At 68.3% G+C, this 16,716-nt stretch carries 14 protein-coding genes and 3 tRNA genes; 2 read left to right on the top strand and 15 right to left on the bottom strand.

Annotated elements, in window-relative coordinates; translation table 11 throughout:
- Positions 1-2: 2 nt before the first annotated feature.
- The 5 genes from ACYVKI_RS03985 to leuC form a co-directional block, all read right to left on the bottom strand.
- Positions 3-1,076, bottom strand: a complete 1,074-nt coding sequence (locus tag ACYVKI_RS03985) for an NAD(P)H-dependent glycerol-3-phosphate dehydrogenase (RefSeq protein ID WP_460689032.1) — start codon at positions 1,074-1,076, stop codon at positions 3-5.
- 3 nt (positions 1,077-1,079) lie between these two features.
- A complete protein-coding gene (locus ACYVKI_RS03980) occupies positions 1,080-1,823 on the bottom strand; it encodes a lysophospholipid acyltransferase family protein (RefSeq protein ID WP_460689031.1) in 744 nt (247 codons plus the stop codon).
- Positions 1,824-1,843: 20 nt separating this feature from the next.
- The gene (murA, locus tag ACYVKI_RS03975; protein ID WP_460689030.1) at positions 1,844-3,166 is read right to left on the bottom strand and encodes a UDP-N-acetylglucosamine 1-carboxyvinyltransferase; all 1,323 of its coding nucleotides are present in this window, start codon (positions 3,164-3,166) and stop codon (positions 1,844-1,846) included.
- A gap of 184 nt (positions 3,167-3,350) precedes the next feature.
- The gene (leuD, locus tag ACYVKI_RS03970) at positions 3,351-3,950 is read right to left on the bottom strand and encodes a 3-isopropylmalate dehydratase small subunit (RefSeq protein ID WP_460689029.1); all 600 of its coding nucleotides are present in this window, start codon (positions 3,948-3,950) and stop codon (positions 3,351-3,353) included.
- A gap of 32 nt (positions 3,951-3,982) precedes the next feature.
- Positions 3,983-5,428 carry a 3-isopropylmalate dehydratase large subunit gene (gene leuC / locus ACYVKI_RS03965; protein WP_460689028.1) on the bottom strand — a complete coding sequence of 482 codons (1,446 nt, stop codon included), beginning with the start codon at positions 5,426-5,428 and terminating at the stop codon, positions 3,983-3,985.
- A gap of 306 nt (positions 5,429-5,734) precedes the next feature.
- Here leuC and ACYVKI_RS03960 point away from each other — a divergent pair, with 306 nt between their 5' ends.
- Together ACYVKI_RS03960 and ACYVKI_RS03955 are read left to right on the top strand one after the other, a co-directional pair.
- Positions 5,735-6,517: an IclR family transcriptional regulator gene (locus ACYVKI_RS03960; protein WP_460689027.1), complete on the top strand. Its 783-nt coding sequence runs from the start codon at positions 5,735-5,737 to the stop codon at positions 6,515-6,517.
- Between the two features lie 107 nt (positions 6,518-6,624).
- Entirely contained in the window at positions 6,625-7,953 is a 1,329-nt protein-coding gene (locus ACYVKI_RS03955; RefSeq protein ID WP_460689026.1) for a UDP-glucose dehydrogenase family protein, read from the top strand.
- A 66-nt stretch (positions 7,954-8,019) separates the two neighbouring features.
- Here ACYVKI_RS03955 and thiL read toward each other — a convergent pair whose 3' ends face one another.
- The 10 genes from thiL to metG all read right to left on the bottom strand — a co-directional run bounded on the left by thiL (position 8,020) and on the right by metG (position 16,702).
- Complete coding sequence (thiL, locus tag ACYVKI_RS03950; protein WP_460689025.1) at positions 8,020-9,102, bottom strand: thiamine-phosphate kinase; 1,083 nt, start codon at positions 9,100-9,102, stop codon at positions 8,020-8,022.
- A gap of 124 nt (positions 9,103-9,226) precedes the next feature.
- Positions 9,227-9,302, bottom strand: a tRNA-Glu gene (locus tag ACYVKI_RS03945).
- Between the two features lie 85 nt (positions 9,303-9,387).
- A tRNA-Glu gene (locus ACYVKI_RS03940) sits at positions 9,388-9,460 on the bottom strand.
- Between the two features lie 79 nt (positions 9,461-9,539).
- Positions 9,540-9,611, bottom strand: a tRNA-Gln gene (locus ACYVKI_RS03935).
- Positions 9,612-9,683: 72 nt separating this feature from the next.
- On the bottom strand, positions 9,684-10,415 hold the full coding sequence (locus tag ACYVKI_RS03930) for an HAD family hydrolase (protein ID WP_460689024.1): 732 nt from the start codon (positions 10,413-10,415) through the stop codon (positions 9,684-9,686).
- The gene (gene gltX / locus ACYVKI_RS03925) at positions 10,412-11,920 is read right to left on the bottom strand and encodes a glutamate--tRNA ligase (protein ID WP_460689023.1); all 1,509 of its coding nucleotides are present in this window, start codon (positions 11,918-11,920) and stop codon (positions 10,412-10,414) included. The genes ACYVKI_RS03930 and gltX overlap by 4 nt, the downstream gene beginning before the upstream one ends.
- 55 nt (positions 11,921-11,975) lie before the next feature.
- Positions 11,976-12,749: a fumarylacetoacetate hydrolase family protein gene (locus tag ACYVKI_RS03920; protein WP_460689022.1), complete on the bottom strand. Its 774-nt coding sequence runs from the start codon at positions 12,747-12,749 to the stop codon at positions 11,976-11,978.
- Between the two features lie 24 nt (positions 12,750-12,773).
- The gene (locus ACYVKI_RS03915) at positions 12,774-13,847 is read right to left on the bottom strand and encodes a branched-chain amino acid aminotransferase (RefSeq protein ID WP_460689021.1); all 1,074 of its coding nucleotides are present in this window, start codon (positions 13,845-13,847) and stop codon (positions 12,774-12,776) included.
- 68 nt (positions 13,848-13,915) lie between these two features.
- Complete coding sequence (locus ACYVKI_RS03910) at positions 13,916-15,007, bottom strand: 3-isopropylmalate dehydrogenase (protein ID WP_460689020.1); 1,092 nt, start codon at positions 15,005-15,007, stop codon at positions 13,916-13,918.
- Positions 15,008-15,094: 87 nt separating this feature from the next.
- Positions 15,095-16,702, bottom strand: coding sequence for a methionine--tRNA ligase (gene metG, locus ACYVKI_RS03905; protein ID WP_460689019.1), 1,608 nt, complete (start codon positions 16,700-16,702; stop codon positions 15,095-15,097).
- Between the last annotated feature and the right edge of the window lie 14 nt (positions 16,703-16,716).

The raw sequence follows: 16,716 nt of genomic DNA, 5'->3' as shown, positions 1-16,716 counted from the left end.
GGTCACTTCCCTTCGGCTTTGAGATCTCGGGCCAGCAGCAGCGAGGCGATACGGTCCACGGCGAGGGTGCCCTCGAGCACGGCCACGACCGCCTCCGAGATCGGCATCTCCACCCCGTGGCGGCGCGCCAGGTCGACCACGGCCGATCCTGACTTCATCCCCTCGGCGGTCTGGGTCAGCTCTGCCGCGACCTGCTCGGCGGTCAGCCCGTCGCCGAGCAGCCGGCCGGCGCTGCGGTTCCGTGACAGCGGGGAGGCGCAGGTGGCCACGAGGTCACCCAGCCCCGCCAGTCCGGAGAAGGTCTCCAGCTGTCCGCCCAGCACACTGGCCAGCCGTGTGGTCTCGGCCAGGCCACGGGTGATCACCGAAGCCTTGGAGTTGTCGCCGAGACGCTGGCCGTCACAGATTCCCACCGCCAGGGCGATGACGTTCTTCACGATGCCGGCGATCTCGACCCCGACCACGTCGGTGTTGGTGTAGGGCCGGAAGTAGGCGTTGTTGCACAGCGCGGCGATGCGTTCAGCCACCGCGGCCTCGGTACAGGCCACCACGGAGGCCGTGGGCTCCTCACGGGCGATCTCCATGGCCAGGTTGGGGCCGGAGATCACCGCGACCCGAGCGGGGTCCACCCCGAGCTCCTCGACGATCACTTCGGACATGCGCATGTCCGTGCCACGTTCGAGCCCCTTGATCAGGGAGACCAGCACGGCATCCTCGCACAGCGCCTCACCCACGGCCGCCAGATGCGAGCGCAGGGACTGCGCAGGGACGGCGAGCACCACGACGTCGGCGGCTGAGACCGCCGCGGTGAGGTCGGTGGTGGCGCGGATGCAGTCGGGCAGGACGGTCTGACCCAGATAGGAGGAGTTGGTGTGCTCCTGGTTGATCTCGCGGGCGACCTCCTCCCGCCGGGCCCACAGCATGACGTCGACCGGCGCGGCGGAGGATCGGGCGGCGTCGCCGAGGACCTTCGCGAAGGTGGTCCCCCAGCTGCCGGCACCCAGGACTGCGATGCGCACGGCCGGGACCGCCCCGCCGACGGACTCAGCCTGTGCGGAGTTGCTCAGCGTGGTCATGGTTCACCCTTCCTCGACCTGGCGACGGGGGACACGTTGGCGCAGCGCCCGATCCCAGATCAGCTCCGGCGGCTCCTCGCCTCGCAGGGCGCCCACTCCGGCGGTGAGCGCATCCTCGATGCGCTCGGTCGCCTGGGCGAGCACCTGGCGGGTCCGGGGTCGCTCACGCAGGTCGCTGAGTTCGACCTCCTCCCCCACGCACAGTCGGTAGCGGCGACGGGGCAGGACCTTGGGGACCTTGCCATAGGGGGCCAGGAGATCCTGGACCCCCCAGTGGGTGATCGGGATCACCGGGGCGCCGGTGTTCAGCGCCAGCCGAGCGGCCCCGGTCTTGGCGCGCATCGGCCACAGCTGCGGGTCACGGGTGAGAGTGCCCTCCGGATAGATGATGATGGCCCCGCCGTCGGCGAGGACCTCGCGGGCCCGCTCCAGGGAGCCCTGCGCCTCACGCTGGTTCCGAGCCACGGGGATCTGCTGCAGCCGGTGCAGCATGCCGCCGAGCACCGGGAGGCTGAACAGGGAGTCCTTGGCGAGGAAGTGGGGCGTGCTCCCCCCGTTGTAGACGGCGTGCGCGACGGCGAACGGGTCGATCTCGGTGACGTGGTTGGCGACCACGATGTAGCCGCCGCGGGGGAGCCGCTCCATGCCGTCCCACTGCTTGCCCATGAGCAGGTTCAGTGCAGGTCGGACCACGCCTGCGGCCGCGCGGATGCTGAGCGAGGCAGGTTCGTCTCGGGGAGGTGTCACAGCAGAAAGCCTACCCAGCCTCAGCGCTCTGTCATCTCGACGTCGGCGCCGAGTCCGGCGATCTTGTCGATGAACCGCTCGTAGCCGCGGTTGATGATCTCGATGCCGGTCACCCGGGAGACGCCCTGGGCGGCCAGCGCGGCGATCAGGTGGGAGAATCCCCCGCGCAGGTCAGGCACGTCGATGTCGGTGCCCGTCAGCTCGGACGGGCCCGAGATGACCGCCGAGTGCAGGAAGTTTCGTTGGCCGAACCGGCACGGATTGGACCCCAGGCACTCGCGGTGCAGCTGGATGGAGGCCCCCATGCGTTGGAGCGCCTCGGTGAAGCCGAAGCGGTTCTCATAGACCGTCTCGTGGACGATGGAGACGCCGTGGGCCTGGGTGAGCGCGACGACCATGGGCTGCTGCCAGTCGGTCATGAAGCCCGGGTGGACGTCGGTTTCGAGCACGAGCGGCTTCAGCGGATCCCCCGCGTGCCAGAAGCGGATGCCCTCGTCGTCGACCTGGAACTCGCCGCCGATCTTCCGATAGGTGTTCAGAAAAGCGGTGAGGTCCCGCTGCGCCGCCCCGCGGACGTAGATGTCGCCACGTGTGACCAGGGCGGCGGAGGCCCAGGAGGCGGACTCGTTACGGTCCGGGATTGCCCGGTGCTTGAATCCGCCGAGCCGGTCGACACCCTCGATCCTGATGGTCCGGTCGGTGTTGACCGAGATGATCGCGCCCATCTGTTGCAGCAGGGCGATCAGGTCATGGATCTCCGGCTCGACGGCGGCGTTCTTCAGCTCGGTGATGCCTTCCGCCATGACGGCGGTGAGCAGGACCTGCTCAGTCGCTCCCACGGAGGGATAGGGCAGATCCAGCTTGGCCCCCTTGAGCCCCTTGGGCGCGGTGATGTGGATGCCGGTGACCTGCTTGTCGACGACGGCGCCGAAGGTCCGCAGGACCTCCAGGTGGTAGTCGATCGGGCGGTCGCCGATGCGGCAGCCGCCCAGATCCGGGATGAAGGCCTCCCCATTCTTGTGCATCAGCGGGCCGCAGAAGAGGATCGGGATGCGCGAGTCTCCGGCATGGGTGTCGATCTCGGAGTGCTCCGCGTTGCGCATCTGCCGGGGATCCAGGGTCAGGTCGCCGGTCTCCGGGTCGACATCGACGTGCACCCCGTGGATGGTCAGCAGGTTCGTGACGATCTCGACGTCCTTGATCTCCGGGACGTTCCGCAGCTCCGACGGTTCGCTGCCGAGCAGAGAAGCGACCATGGCCTTGGGCACGAGGTTCTTCGCGCCGCGTACCCGGACGCTGCCCTCGAGGGGCTTTCCACCCTGGATGGTGAGCAGTTTGGCCATAGTGACTCGACGATCCCTTCATGATGCACAGGAGATGTGGCCATGCCACTGTATCCAACGTCGCGGGCCGCACCGGACAATTCCGCCATGGGGGAAGGCAACGATTCCATGACGGAGGCCCCTCCCAGGGAGCTTCCAGCGGATCCCCAGCAACAAGGGGATCTGAGTCACTCTCCCGTGGAGCTCAGGTCCTGGCCGGGAGGGTCTTCGGCTTCCATTCGGGTCGGCTGGCCTCGAACTGCGCGATGTCCTCAGCACGGGTCAGCGTCAGGGAGATGTCGTCGAGGCCCTCCATGAGGCGCCACCTGGTGTAGTCGTCGATCTCGAAGCCGGCCTCGACCGAACCGCAGCGCACTGCGCGCGCCTCGAGGTCCACCTCCACCTCGGCGCCGGGCTCCTTCTCGAGCTCCTTCCAGATGAGCTCCACGTCCGGCTGGGCGACCTGCGCGGTGACCAGACCCTGCTTGCCGGAGTTGCCGCGGAAGATGTCCGCGAACCGCGAGGCGATGACCACGCGGAATCCGTAGTCCTTCAGCGCCCAGACGGCATGCTCCCGGGAAGACCCGGTGCCGAAGTCCGGCCCGGCGACCAGCACGGTGCCGTGTTTGTACTCCGGCTGGTTGAGGACGAACTGGGGGTCCTTCCTCCAGGAGGAGAACAGGGCGTCCTCAAAGCCGGTGCGGGTGATCCTCTTCAGATAGACCGCCGGGATGATCTGGTCGGTGTCCACATTGGAGGCGCGCAGCGGGACGCCGACGCCGGTGTGCCGGATGATGGGTTCCATGCTCGATTCAGCTCCTCGTGAGTGCGTCCGGTTCAGGCCGGCTGCGATTCAGGGGTCAGGACGTCGGAGGGGGCGGACAGGGTGCCGCGCACCGCTGTGGCCGCGGCGACCACCGGGGAGACCAGATGGGTCCGGCCGCCTTTGCCCTGCCGCCCTTCGAAGTTCCGATTGGAGGTGGAGGCACAGCGCTCCCCCGGCTGCAGCTGGTCGGGGTTCATGCCCAGGCACATCGAGCAGCCCGCGAAGCGCCACTCGGCGCCGAAATCCTTGAAGACCTGGTCCAGTCCTTCGGCCTCGGCCTGCAGCCGGACCTTCTGAGAGCCGGGCACCACGATCATCCGCACCTGGGGGTCCTTCTGGCGGCCTCGGAGGATCTCCGCAGCGGCACGGAGATCCTCCATCCGGGAGTTGGTGCAGGAGCCGAGGAAGACCGTGTCCACCCGGATGTCGCGCATCGGCGTGCCGGGGGCGAGGTCCATGTACTTCAGGGCCCGCTCGGCAGAGTCGCGGTCCACCGGGTCGTCGAAGTCCTCGGGAGTCGGCACCGCGCCCGAGAGGCTCACTCCCTGGCCGGGGTTGGTGCCCCAGGTGACGAAGGGCTCGAGCTCATCAGCATCGATGACCACTTCGACGTCGAACTCCGCACCCTCGTCGGTGCGCAGCGCACGCCAGTTCTCGACGGCGGCATCCCAGTCCGCGCCCTGGGGGGCGTGGGGGCGCCCCTTGATGTAGTCGAAGGTGGTCTCGTCCGGGCCGATCATCCCGGCCCGGGCCCCGGCTTCGATCGACATGTTGCAGATGGTCATCCGAGCATCCATGGAGAGCTGCTCGATGGCCGAGCCGCGATACTCCAGCACGTATCCCTGACCGCCGCCGGTACCGATCTTCGCGATGACCGCGAGAATGATGTCCTTGGAGCTGACGCCGGGTTTCAGCGTCCCTTCCACGGTGATGGCCATGGTCTTGAACGGATTCAGGGAGAGTGTCTGGGTGGCCAGCACATGCTCGACCTCCGAGGTGCCGATCCCCATGGCCAGCGCACCGAAGGCTCCGTGCGTGGAGGTGTGGGAGTCTCCGCAGACCACGGTCATCCCCGGCTGGGTGAGCCCGAGCTGCGGGCCCACCACGTGGACGATCCCCTGGTCGTCGTCGCCCAGGGAGTGCAGCCGGATGCCGAACTCCTCCGCGTTGGCGCGCAGAGTGTCCACCTGCTTGCGGCTGATCGGGTCGGCGATCGGCTTGTCGATCTCGAGCGTCGGGGTGTTGTGGTCCTCGGTCGCGATGGTGAGGTCGGGACGGCGCACAGGACGTCCGGCGAGCCGCAGCCCCTCGAAGGCCTGCGGCGAGGTCACCTCATGGACGAGGTGCAGGTCGATGTAGAGCAGATCGGGCGTACGCTGATCGCCCTTCTGCTCACCCAGCACGACGACGTGATCGCGCCACACCTTCTCCGCCATCGTCAGCGGCTTCTCCACCATGGGGTCCTCCTGAAGTCGGCCTTATACCACTACAGAAGCACCGATGCCAGAGGGTATCCAGAGGCACAGGCCCAGGTCTCACTATCTGAACCGCGGCCCACCCCTGGGGCGCTCTCAGCCCGCCACCCGTGACGCCCCAGGGTCTCACTATTTGAGACTTTGCCCCCTGTTCCCCGTATGATGATCTCCATGTCCAGCTCTCGATCAGGCGCTCCCCGATCTGGTGCTCCCCGATCCCGCGCCCCCCGACCCACCGCGCCCGGGACTCCGCCGCCGACGCAGCAGCCGCTGTCCCCGCAGGCACCCATGGAGCCGGATCCGCCGCGCCCGCTGCACTCTCCCTCCGGCATCGGCGTGGTCGACAAGTCGGTCATGATCCTCGACGCCCTGGAGGCCGGACCGGCCTCCCTGGCTCAGCTGGTCGAGTGCACCGGATTGGCCCGCCCCACGGTCCACCGGCTGGCTTCGGCGCTGATCCACCATCGCTTCCTCAGCCGAGACGTGCGGGGCCGGTATGTGATCGGCTCCCGGCTGGCGGAGCTCGCCTCGGCCGCCGGAGATGACCGCCTCGTCTCGGCCGCCGGGCCTATCCTGCTCAAGCTGCGGGATGCCACCGGTGAGAGCTCCCAGCTGTACCGTCGGCAGGGCGACGCTCGGGTGTGCGTGGCCTCGGCGGAACGGCCCATCGGACTGCGTGATTCGATCCCGGTCGGCACGCAGCTGTCGATGAAGGCCGGATCCGCCGCGCAGGTGCTGCTTGCCTGGGAGGATCATGAACGCCTCGTCGAGGGCCTGCAGGGGGCACGTTTCACCCCCACGGTGCTGGCCGGGGTCCGCCGGCGCGGCTGGGGCGAGTCGCTGGGGGAACGTGAGCCCGGCGTGGCCTCGGTCTCCGCACCGGTGCGCGGCCCGTCAGGTCGGGTGATCGCCGCCGTCTCGATCTCCGGGCCCATCGAGCGTCTCACCCGTCAGCCGGGTCGGCAGCACGCCGAAGTGGTCGTGCAGGCCGCCCATCAGCTGACCGAACTGGTGCGGAAGAACCCCGATGCCGCCGAGCATGGTCTCGGAGAGGACCCCGGACGCCCCTGAGGACATGCCACACGCGTGACAGGGCACGAGGGCTCGGCCCGCGCACGCGGCACGCCCGGTGTCCGCTCCCCACCGCCCTGTGATCCGCACCCACCTATGATGGGGCCGTGATCAAGAACATCAGTGTCATCGGCACCGGATACCTGGGCGCCACACACGCGGCCTGCATGGCCGAGCTCGGCTTCGACGTGCTCGGCGTCGACGTCGACCCGGAGAAGATCGACCTCCTCTCCCGCGGAGATCTGCCCTTCCACGAGCCCGGCCTGCCGGAGCTCATCCGCCGCCATGTGGACTCAGGGCGCCTGCGCTTCACGACCGACCTCGAGGAGGTCGGCGGCTGGGCGGACGTCCATTTCATCGCCGTGGGGACCCCGCAGCTGGCCGGCGGGACCGGGGCGGACATGACCTTCGTCGACACGGCGACTGCGGAGCTGGCCCGGGCGATCAGCAAGGACTCGCTCATCGTGGGCAAGTCCACGGTGCCGGTCGGCACCGCCCGGCGCCTGAGCGGTCTGGTCGCGCAGGAGTCCCGCGACGACGTCCGGGTCTCGCTGGCGTGGAACCCTGAGTTCCTCCGCGAAGGCTTCGCGGTGCAGGACACTCTTCGCCCCGATCGGCTGGTGGTCGGCACGAGTGACCCGGAAGACGAGGCTGTGCTGCGTGAGGTCTATGCCGAGGCGCTCGGGCGCGAGACTCCGTGGGTCAGCACGGACTTCGAGACTGCGGAGCTGGTCAAAGTGGCGGCGAACGCCTTTCTGGCCACGAAGATCTCCTTCATCAATGCCTTCTCCGAGGTCACGGAGACCGTCGGCGGCGACATCCGCACCCTGGCGGACGCGATCGGCCATGACACCCGCATCGGTCGGAAGTTCCTCAACGCCGGAGTCGGCTTCGGCGGAGGCTGCCTGCCCAAGGACATCCGGGCGCTGCAGACGCGGGTCTCGGAGCTGGGCCTCGACCACACCATGAACTTCCTCAATGAGGTCGACCAGATCAACCTCCGCCGCCGTGAACGGGTCGTCACACTGGCCGAGCAGATCCTGGGCGATCTGACCGGCCGCCGCATCGCGGTGCTCGGCGTGACGTTCAAGCCGCTCTCCGACGATGTGCGGGACTCCCCAGGCCTGGACGTGGCCAATCGGCTGTTCAACTCCGGGGCCGACGTGTTCATCTATGATCCGGAGGGCAGCGCCAATGCCCAGCGGCGCTTCCCCCGCCTCAGCTATGTGGACTCCCTCGCCGAGGCCGCGAAGGACGCCGACCTGGTGGTGCTGACCACCGAATGGCACGAGTTCAAGGCGCTCACCCCCGCCGACCTCGAGGGCGTGGTGGCCACCCGAAACTTCCTGGACGCGCGCCACGTGCTCGACGCCGACCAGTGGGAGCGCGCCGGCTGGACCTTCGCCCAGCTGGGGCGCCATTTCCCGCAGGGCTGACCCGACTGACCGCGCCGAGAAGAGCGCGCCGAGATGTGCGCGCCGGAACACGCTGAGGGGCAGCCCTCAGCGCAAGGAATCCCATCCGGGACTGCTGACGCCCTCGACCCACACACCGGGGTCGTCAGGGTGGTCCCGCACCGCACCGATCGGTCGGAAGCCCTCGGGCAGGTGGGTCCCCGCCGGGAACGTGGCGAGCAGGGCATAGTCCTCTCCTCCTCCCAGCACCCACTGCCGGGCGCGTCCCGGGTCCAGGTGGCTCAGCAGCGCCGCCTCCTCCTCGATCCTCTGCTCGTCGAGATCGATCCTCACCCCGGAGGCGCGGGCCAGTCGGTCGGCGTCGCGCAGAAGCCCGTCCGAGACGTCGAGTCCCGACGTCGCTCCGGCGGCTGCGGCACGGGGGCCCGCCGTCAGGTCAGGAGACGGACGACGCTGAGCCGCCAAGCAGAGGTCCAGGAGCTCCTCATCACGCGCGGCCGACTCCAGATGCCCTTCGAGGATGTCCAGACCGGCGGCGGCCCGCCCCAGCGGCCCGCAGACGGCCAGCACGTCACCGCCACGGGCCCCGGAACGCAGCAGGGCCTCTCTGGCGACCGGGACGCCCAGGGCGGTGATGGTCACCGCGACGAGTTCACCGGACCCGAGGTCTCCCCCGGCGATCACGCAGCCCTCTGCACCGGGGACTGTGGACTGCTCGGCGATTCCGCCCATGATCCCCACCGCCCAGTCCAGGCGCGTCTGCGGCGGCAGGGTGAGGCTGACCAGCAGCGCTGTGGGGCGCGCGCCCATGGCGCTGATGTCGGAGAGGTTCTGGGCCGCAGCCTTGATACCGACGGCGCGCGCAGCCTGAAGCGGGTCGTCCCACCAGCCGAGCCGGAAGTCCTGGTTCTGGGACATGGTGTCGGTGGTGGCGACCAGCCCTGGCTGGTGGAGATGGAACACCGCAGCGTCGTCACCCGGACCGAGCCTCAGTCCCCCCGGAATGCCGGACGCGGCCGCCGCGGACGCGTTGTGCGCCTCGATCACCTCACGCAGAGCCGCGAGGACACTGTCCTCCCCGAGGTGCCCGACCGTGTCAGAGTCGACAGGACCGACAGGACCGGCAGGACCGGCGGGACTGGCAGGGGTGGTCTCTCGCATGGATCCCATGATCCCATGATCCTCCGGGATGACTGATCCTCCGGTCAGATGCTCCCACCTCAGAGCAGAAAGAAGGAATCCCGCAGGGAAGACGAAATGCCCCGGATCTGATGATCCGAGGCATTTCAGAATATGGTGACCCCAGCGGGATTCGAACCCGCGTTACCGCCGTGAGAGGGCGGCGTACTAGGCCGCTATACGATGGGGCCATATTCAGTTCTTCAGCCGCCGGGACGGCAACTGACGGAGAGATGGCCTCCACTCCCCAGCAGAGGAGGAAGAGACCATCGACCGTGACCCCAGCGGGATTCGAACCCGCGTTACCGCCGTGAGAGGGCGGCGTACTAGGCCGCTATACGATGGGGCCCTATATCATTATGATGCCCCCGTCTCCGAGGGCTGCACCAGCCTATCGGCTGGGTTTTCGATCCGCAAATCGAATCGCGCTGGGCTACTAGGACTCGAACCTAGAACGACGGTACCAGAAACCGCTGTGTTGCCGATTACACCATAGCCCATCGGCCGCTGCTCAGTGACAGAGTCTCGGAGGATCGCTCCTCCGGGATTTCTGTGCGCCCCGCAACGGGAAACTACTCTACACGAGCAGGTGCCTTGAGCACAAAATCGACAGCGGCCTCCACAGTGGCGACCTTCGTCACACCGTCAGGGGCCTCCACCGTTCCACGCCGGTCCACCAGCACGGACTCCAGCCCGGCATCCTGCGCCCCCACTCCATCCGCCCAGGGATCGTCACCGACATAGGCACACTGCTGGGCGTCCAGCCCCAGTCGCCGGGCGCCCTCGAGGAAGATCTCCGGGGCAGGCTTCACCGCGCCGACGGTGTCAGTGCCGACGACCACGTCGAAGCCCTCCAGACCCGCGATGCTCAGCTTCTCCCGCTGATAGGAGGCCACGTTGTTGGTCACGGCCGCGACGGCCACGCCAGCGGAGCGCAGCCGGGCCAGCGCCTCGGGCACGTCATCGAAGGGCCGCCAGCGCTGACGCACCACCCGTTCGTACTCGTCCTCCCAGGCGATCAGGCCCTCCGCGTCCGGAACGGCCGAACCTGCCGCGCGATAGGCGTCCCGGACGCGGGCGACCCGCTGTCCCCAGAAGCTCAGCTCCCCGGCGAGGTACCGGGCATACTGCTGGCCGGCATCCTCGCAGAAGCTGCTCTCCGCCGCTTCCCAGGCGGCAGGTTCCCAGACGACCCTCTCCCGGCGGAGATGAGCAGACGCCAGCTCACGGAAGGCTGACCGCATGGCGCTCCTGAGATCGACGAGAGTGTCGTCGACGTCGAAGAGCACGCCGGCGGGACTCATCGAGCCTCGGCTGCGGAGCGGAACCGTCCCAGGCGGTTCAGGGAGGACTCCCTTCCCAGCAGTTCCATGGACTCGAAGAGCGGTGGTGAGACTTTGCGACCGGAGACCGCCGAACGCACCGCACCGAAAGCCTTGCGAGGTTTCAGCCCCAGACCGTCGATCAGCGCCGCCCGCAGAGCCTCTTCGACCGCTTCGGTGGTCCACTCATCCTCGTCCAACCCCTCGAGCGCTCCGATCGCCGCGTCCAGCGTGCCCAGCACGTCCTCCCCGAGACCGCTGAAGGCCTTGGGCTCGATCTCCAGATCGTCGTCGGAGACGAAGAGGAAGGCCATCATGTCCGCGCCCTCGCCGAGCAGTGCAATGCGCTCCTGGACCAGCGGGGCGGCGCCGTCGAGGACCCGTGCCTCCCGGTCGGTGAGCTCTTCGCCGACCAGCCCCAGCGCCTGCAGGTAGGGCACCAGGCGATCCCGAAAGTCACCGGGCTCGAGGCGCCGGATGTGGGTACCGTTGATCGCTTCGGCCTTCTTCGTGTCGAAGCGGGCCGGATTGGCCAGCACGTCGGCGACGTCGAAGTGCTCGACCAGCTCATCGACCGTGAAGATGTCCTCGTTTGCCGACAGCGACCACCCCAGCAGCGCCAGGTAGTTCAGCAGCCCCTCCGGGATGAAGCCGCGATCCCGGTGGTGGAACAGGTTGGACTCCGGGTCCCGCTTGGAGAGCTTCTTGTTCCCCTCCCCCATCACGTAGGGAAGATGTCCGAACAGCGGGATGTGCTGGGCGACGCCGACGTCGTGCAACGCTCGGTACAGGGCGATCTGACGCGGCGTCGAGGACAGCAGGTCCTCCCCGCGGAGCACGTGGGTGATCCCCATCAGCGCATCATCGACCGGGTTGACCAGGGTGTAGAGCGGCTGCCCGTTGGCACGCGCCACCACGAAGTCCGGGGTCGACCCGGCGGAGAAGGTGATCTCTCCGCGCACCAGGTCGGTGAACGTGAGGTCCTCGTCCGGCATACGCAGACGCAGCACCGGCTCGCGCCCCTCGGCACGGAATGCCGCGACCTGCACCTCGGTGAGGTGCCGATCGGCGTTGTCATAGCCCAGTTTGGGGTCCCGCCCTGCGGCACGATGGCGTTCCTCGACCTCCCCGGGAGTGGAGAAGGACTCATAGACATGACCTGCGGTCTTCAGCTTCTCCAGCACATCGGCATAGATCTCGCCGCGCTGGGACTGCCGGTACGGGCCGTGCTCGCCGCCGACCTCCACGCCTTCGTCCCAGTCCAGCCCCAGCCAGCGCAGCGCCTCCAGCAGCTGCTGGTAGGACTCCTCGGAGTCACGGGCGGCGTCGGTGTCCTCAATGCGGAACACCAGTCTTCCCCCGGTGTGCCGGGCGTAGGCCCAGTTGAACAGCGCAGTCCGGATCAGGCCGACGTGCGGTGTGCCGGTCGGCGAGGGACAGAACCTGACGCGGACCGGGGTGGAGGCGTCGACGACGGGGATGCTCATGATGGTGTGGTGACTCCTGTGGAAGATCAGCGGCTGGGTGGTCAGCCGGGGATGGTCAGCGACGAAAGTGAGTGACCAGGGTGCCGATGCCCTCGATCTCGGCCTCGAAACGATCCCCGGAGGAGACCGATCCGACGCCGGCCGGCGTCCCGGTGAGGATGACGTCGCCCGGCAGCAGGGTGAAGGCCTGCGAGACGTAGGCGACCAGCTCCGGGATCCCGAAGATCATGTCCGAGGTGGTGCCGTCCTGGACGGTCTCCCCGTTGAGGCGCCCGGTGATGCGCAGGCCCTCGGGGTCCAGCTCGGTCTCGATCCAGGGACCCAACGGGGTGGACCCGTCGAATCCCTTGGCCCGGGCCCACTGGCCGTCGGTGCGCTGCGCGTCCCGAGCGGTGACGTCATTGCCGACGGTGTAACCGAAGATGACGTCACCGACCCGTTCGACAGGCACGTCCTTGCAGATGCGGCCGATGACTACCGCCAGTTCTGTCTCGTAGCTGACCTCCTCCGAGAAGGAGGGCAGGGTGACAGGTTCGTTCGGACCCGAGACGGCGGTGTTGGGGATCAGGAACAGCAGCGGCGAGACGGGGACGTCGTGGCCCATCTCCTTAGCATGGTCCGCATAGTTGCGGCCCACGCCGATGGCCTTGCTCCGCGGGATGATCGGGGCGACCAGCCGCACGTCCTCGAGGGCATGGGCGGTCTGCGTCTGCTGGAACCCCTGGTAGAAGGGGTCTCCGACCAGCTCGGTGACGGTCTCCTGCCCGGGATCTCCCGTGATGACTCCGAAGGTGGGCTCTGCGTCGGTGACGAAACGTGCGATGCGCATGCTCCCCACCCTATCGCGCGGACCTCAGGCCAGCCGGTGCATCCAGCCGTGGCGGTCCTCGACGGTCCCCGTCTGGATCCCGAGCAGCTCCTCGCGGATCGACTGGGTGACCTCACCGGTGCCGGTGGAGGCGATGGTGCGGTCGCCGTCGAGCAGCTCGCCGATGGGGGTGATGACCGCGGCGGTGCCGCAGGCGAAGACCTCCGTGATGGTGCCGTCCCGCACACCGCGGTCCCACTCGTCGAGGGTGACCCGACGCTCCTCGACCTGCAGGCCACGGTCTTTCGCCAGCTGGATGACGGAGGCCCGGGTGATGCCCTCGAGGATCGTGCCGGTCAGCTCCGGGGTGATCAGCCGACCGTCGGAGGAGACCAGGAAGACGTTCATCCCGCCCAGCTCTTCGATGGCGTCGTCGTGCAGCGGGTCGAGGAACAGCACCTGGTCGCAGCCCTTCTCGGTCGCCTGCGCCTGCGCGGCCAGCGAACCGGCGTAATTGCCTCCGGTCTTCGCCGCCCCGGTGCCGCCGGGTGCGGCACGGGTGAAGTCCCGGGACACCCAGATGCGGACCGGCTTGAGCTCACCGCCGAAGTAGTTCCCCGCCGGAGAGGCGATCACGCGGTAGCTGAACTCGCGGGCCGGGCGCACTCCGAGGAAGGCCTCGGTGGCGAACATGAAGGGCCTCAGGTAGAGCGCCTCGCCCTCGCCGGAAGGGACCCAGTCGGCGTCGACCCGGACCAGCGCCTCCAGGGACTCCACGAACAGTTCCTCGTCGAGCTGCGGCATGGCCATCCGGCGGGCGGAGCGGTTCATGCGGCGCGCATTGGCGAAGGGGCGGAAGGTGTAGACGCCGCCGTCGGCATGCCGGTAGGCCTTCATCCCCTCGAAGATCTCTTCGGCGTAATGGAGCACGGCGGCGGCCGGGTCCAGAGTGATGGGCCCATAGGGCTCCACGCGGGCGGAGTGCCAGCCGGCGTCCTGGGTCCAGTCGATCACCGCGGTGTGGTCGGTGAAGTTCGTGCCGAAGCCCGGGTCGGCCAGGATCTGCTGGCGACGGGCCTCCGTCGTCGGCTCAGGATGTGAGGTGACGTCGAACGTCATGGGAGCAGCCTTTCGCTCGATCTGTGCGTGCGATCCACTCTACCGCCGACCAAGGCCCCTTGAGGCCCTCAGCTGAGACGGGCCAGCACCGCGTCACCGCGCTGGACGGTGCTCAGCCCACGCGCGGCCTGCGGGTCCCGGGCCCACTCAGCCAGCTGGGCCTGCACGGCCTGCTCCAGCCGCGCAGCGGCCTCGGTCAGACCGAGGTGCTCCAGCATCAGGACCCCGGAGAGCACCGCGGCCGTGGGATCGGCGATCTGCCGCCCGGCGATGTCCGGCGCGGAACCGTGCACCGGCTCGAACATCGACGGTGCGGAGCCCTCGACGTTGATCGAGCCCGAGGCGGCCAGGCCGATGCCGCCGGTGACCGCTGCGGCCAGATCGGTGAGGATGTCGCCGAAGAGGTTGTCGGTGACGATGACGTCGAAGCGCGCGGGATCCTGCACCATGTGGATCGTGGCGGCGTCGACGTGCATGTAGTCCCAGCTGACCTCCGGGTGCCCGACGGCGACCTCCTCCACAGTGCGGCGCCACAGGTCCCCGGCGTGGGTGAGCACATTGTGCTTGTGCACCAGGGTCAGCCTGCCGCGGCGCTGCGCGGCTCGGGCGAAGGCGTCGGCGACGACACGGCGCACCCCGTGCGCAGTGTTCAACGACACCTCGGTGGCGATCTCGTGGGCGGTGCCGCGACGGATCGCGCCCCCGTTGCCGACATATGGACCCTCGGTCCCTTCACGGACCACGACGAAGTCGATCTCGGGATCACCGGACAGCGGGGTGGCCGTGCCTGGGTAGGTGCGCGCGGGGCGCAGGTTGATGCTGTGGTCGAGGCTGAAGCGCAGCTTCAGCAGCAGCTCCCGCTCGATGAGCCCCGAGGGAACGCGAGTGTCCTGCGGGTCGGCGCCCACCGCGCCGAAGAGGATCGCGTCATGGCCGCGCAGCCGTTCCAGGGTCTCCTCCGAAAGGGTCTCCCCGGTCTGTGCCCAGTGGGCGGCGCCGAGCGAGTACTCGGTCCAGGTGACGTTCACAGAGGCCGAGTCCAGGACGCGCTGGAGGACGCGTCGGGCCTCGGCGATCACCTCAGGTCCGATGCCGTCACCAGGGATGACGGCGATGTCGAACGTGGTGCCGGTGGCGTGCTGCGCAACAGAGTCAGACATGAGACTCAGGCTAGGTGCTCCCCCGCCTCGCGGCGAGGGGAGCACCCGCGCTCTCAGCATCTGAGACCCTTCAGGAGCCGTCGGCGCTCAGACCGCGACGGACTCCTCATGACGAGGGAAGATCGGCTGCGGCTTCTCGATCGGAGTGCCAGCGACGAGCTGCTCGTCGAAGGCGGCGAAGCTGCGTGGGCCAGTGGTGGAGACGTGGGTGGCACCGGCGTCGCCGGCGGCCGCCACTCCCAGGGCGTCCAGCAGCTGGGTCGCCGATCCCGGCATCACCGGCTGGATCAGCAGCGCCACCCGGCGGACCACCTCGGCGGTCACCCACAGCACGGTGTTCATCCGCCCCGGGTCGGTCTTCTTCAACTGCCAGGGTGCCTGCTCCGCGAAGTAGGCGTTGGCCTCCCCCAACACGTACCAGGTGCGCTCCAGCGCCCGATGGAAGTCCTGCTTCTCGTAGGCGGCGCGGCTGATCTCCAACAGTCCCGAGGCCTGGTCCAGGATCGCCCGGTCCGCGTCGGTGAACTCACCGGGCGCCGGCAGTGCGCCGTCGCAGTTCTTCACGATCATCGACAGCGACCGCTGCGCCAGGTTGCCGAGGTTGTTGGCCAGATCCGAGTTCTTGCGCCCGACGACGGCCTCATGGGTGTAGGAGCCGTCCTGGCCGTAGGGAAACTCCCGCAGCAGGAAGAACCGCACGGCATCCAGGCCGTACGTCTCGGTCCACTCCGCCGGGGCGACCACGTTGCCCACCGACTTGGACATCTTCTCCCCCGCGTTGTGCAGGAAGCCGTGGATCATCACCCGGCGCGGCAGCTCCAGGCCGGCACTCATCAGGAAGGCCGGCCAGAAGATGCAGTGGAACCGGGAGATGTCCTTGCCGATGATGTGCAGATCGGCCGGCCAGTGACGCCGGAACGCCTCGGACTCGACGTCCGGGAACCCGACTCCGGTGAGGTAGTTGGTCAGCGCGTCCACCCAGACGTACATCACGTGGTCCAGCTGTGTCTGGTCCGCGGTGAGGTCCTTCGGCACCGGCACTCCCCAGTCGAAGGTCGTCCGGGAGATGGACAGGTCCTCCAACCCGTTCTCCACGAAACGGATGACCTCGTTGAACCGACTGGCGGGCGCGGCGAACTCCGGCTGGGTCCGGTACAGCTCGAGCAGCTTCTCCTGGTAGGCGGAGAGCCGGAAGAAGTAGCTCTCCTCCTCGGTCCAGGTCACCGGGGTTCCGGTCTCGATCGCGTAGCGTCCACCGTCCTGTCCCCGCTCGATCTCGTCATCGGCGAAGAAGCGCTCGTCCCGCACGGAGTACCAGCCGGCGTAGGTGTCGAGGTAGATGTCGCCGGCCTCGACCATGCGCCGCCAGATCGCCTGCGAGGCCGCGTAATGGTCCGCGTCGGTGGTCCGGATGAATCGGTCATAGGAGATGCCGAGGACCTCGTCGTCGACACGTCGGATCGCCTCGGCGTTCCGCGTGGCCAGCTCATAGGGAGAGATGCCCTCACGCTCCGCGGTCTGCTGCACCTTCTGACCATGCTCGTCGGTGCCGGTGAGGAACCGGACGTCGTACCCGTCGAGGCGCTTGAAGCGCGCCATCACATCGGCTGAGATGTACTCGTAGGCATGCCCGATGTGCGGCTCCCCGTTGGGGTAGGTGATCGCCGTGGTGACATAGTACGTGGGTCGTGACATCGGTGGTCGCCCCT

It is taken from the genome of Nesterenkonia suensis (assembly GCF_054782935.1).
This window is presented reverse-complemented; position numbering and strand designations above follow the sequence as displayed.

What these genes read in the sequence shown, in the direction of transcription:
- murA (WP_460689030.1), bottom strand. Translation starts at nt 3,166, where the DNA reads ATGGCCAAACTGCTCACCATCCAGGGTGGAAAGCCCCTCGAGGGCAGC.
- ACYVKI_RS03960 (WP_460689027.1), top strand. Translation starts at nt 5,735, where the DNA reads ATGGAGCCGGATCCGCCGCGCCCGCTGCACTCTCCCTCCGGCATCGGC.
- ACYVKI_RS03930 (WP_460689024.1), bottom strand. Translation starts at nt 10,415, where the DNA reads ATGAGTCCCGCCGGCGTGCTCTTCGACGTCGACGACACTCTCGTCGAT.
- leuD (WP_460689029.1), bottom strand. Translation starts at nt 3,950, where the DNA reads ATGGAACCCATCATCCGGCACACCGGCGTCGGCGTCCCGCTGCGCGCC.
- ACYVKI_RS03910 (WP_460689020.1), bottom strand. Translation starts at nt 15,007, where the DNA reads ATGTCTGACTCTGTTGCGCAGCACGCCACCGGCACCACGTTCGACATC.
- ACYVKI_RS03915 (WP_460689021.1), bottom strand. Translation starts at nt 13,847, where the DNA reads ATGACGTTCGACGTCACCTCACATCCTGAGCCGACGACGGAGGCCCGT.
- metG (WP_460689019.1), bottom strand. Translation starts at nt 16,702, where the DNA reads ATGTCACGACCCACGTACTATGTCACCACGGCGATCACCTACCCCAAC.
- gltX (WP_460689023.1), bottom strand. Translation starts at nt 11,920, where the DNA reads ATGAGCATCCCCGTCGTCGACGCCTCCACCCCGGTCCGCGTCAGGTTC.
- ACYVKI_RS03985 (WP_460689032.1), bottom strand. Translation starts at nt 1,076, where the DNA reads ATGACCACGCTGAGCAACTCCGCACAGGCTGAGTCCGTCGGCGGGGCG.
- ACYVKI_RS03920 (WP_460689022.1), bottom strand. Translation starts at nt 12,749, where the DNA reads ATGCGCATCGCACGTTTCGTCACCGACGCAGAGCCCACCTTCGGAGTC.
- leuC (WP_460689028.1), bottom strand. Translation starts at nt 5,428, where the DNA reads ATGGTGGAGAAGCCGCTGACGATGGCGGAGAAGGTGTGGCGCGATCAC.
- thiL (WP_460689025.1), bottom strand. Translation starts at nt 9,102, where the DNA reads ATGGGATCCATGCGAGAGACCACCCCTGCCAGTCCCGCCGGTCCTGCC.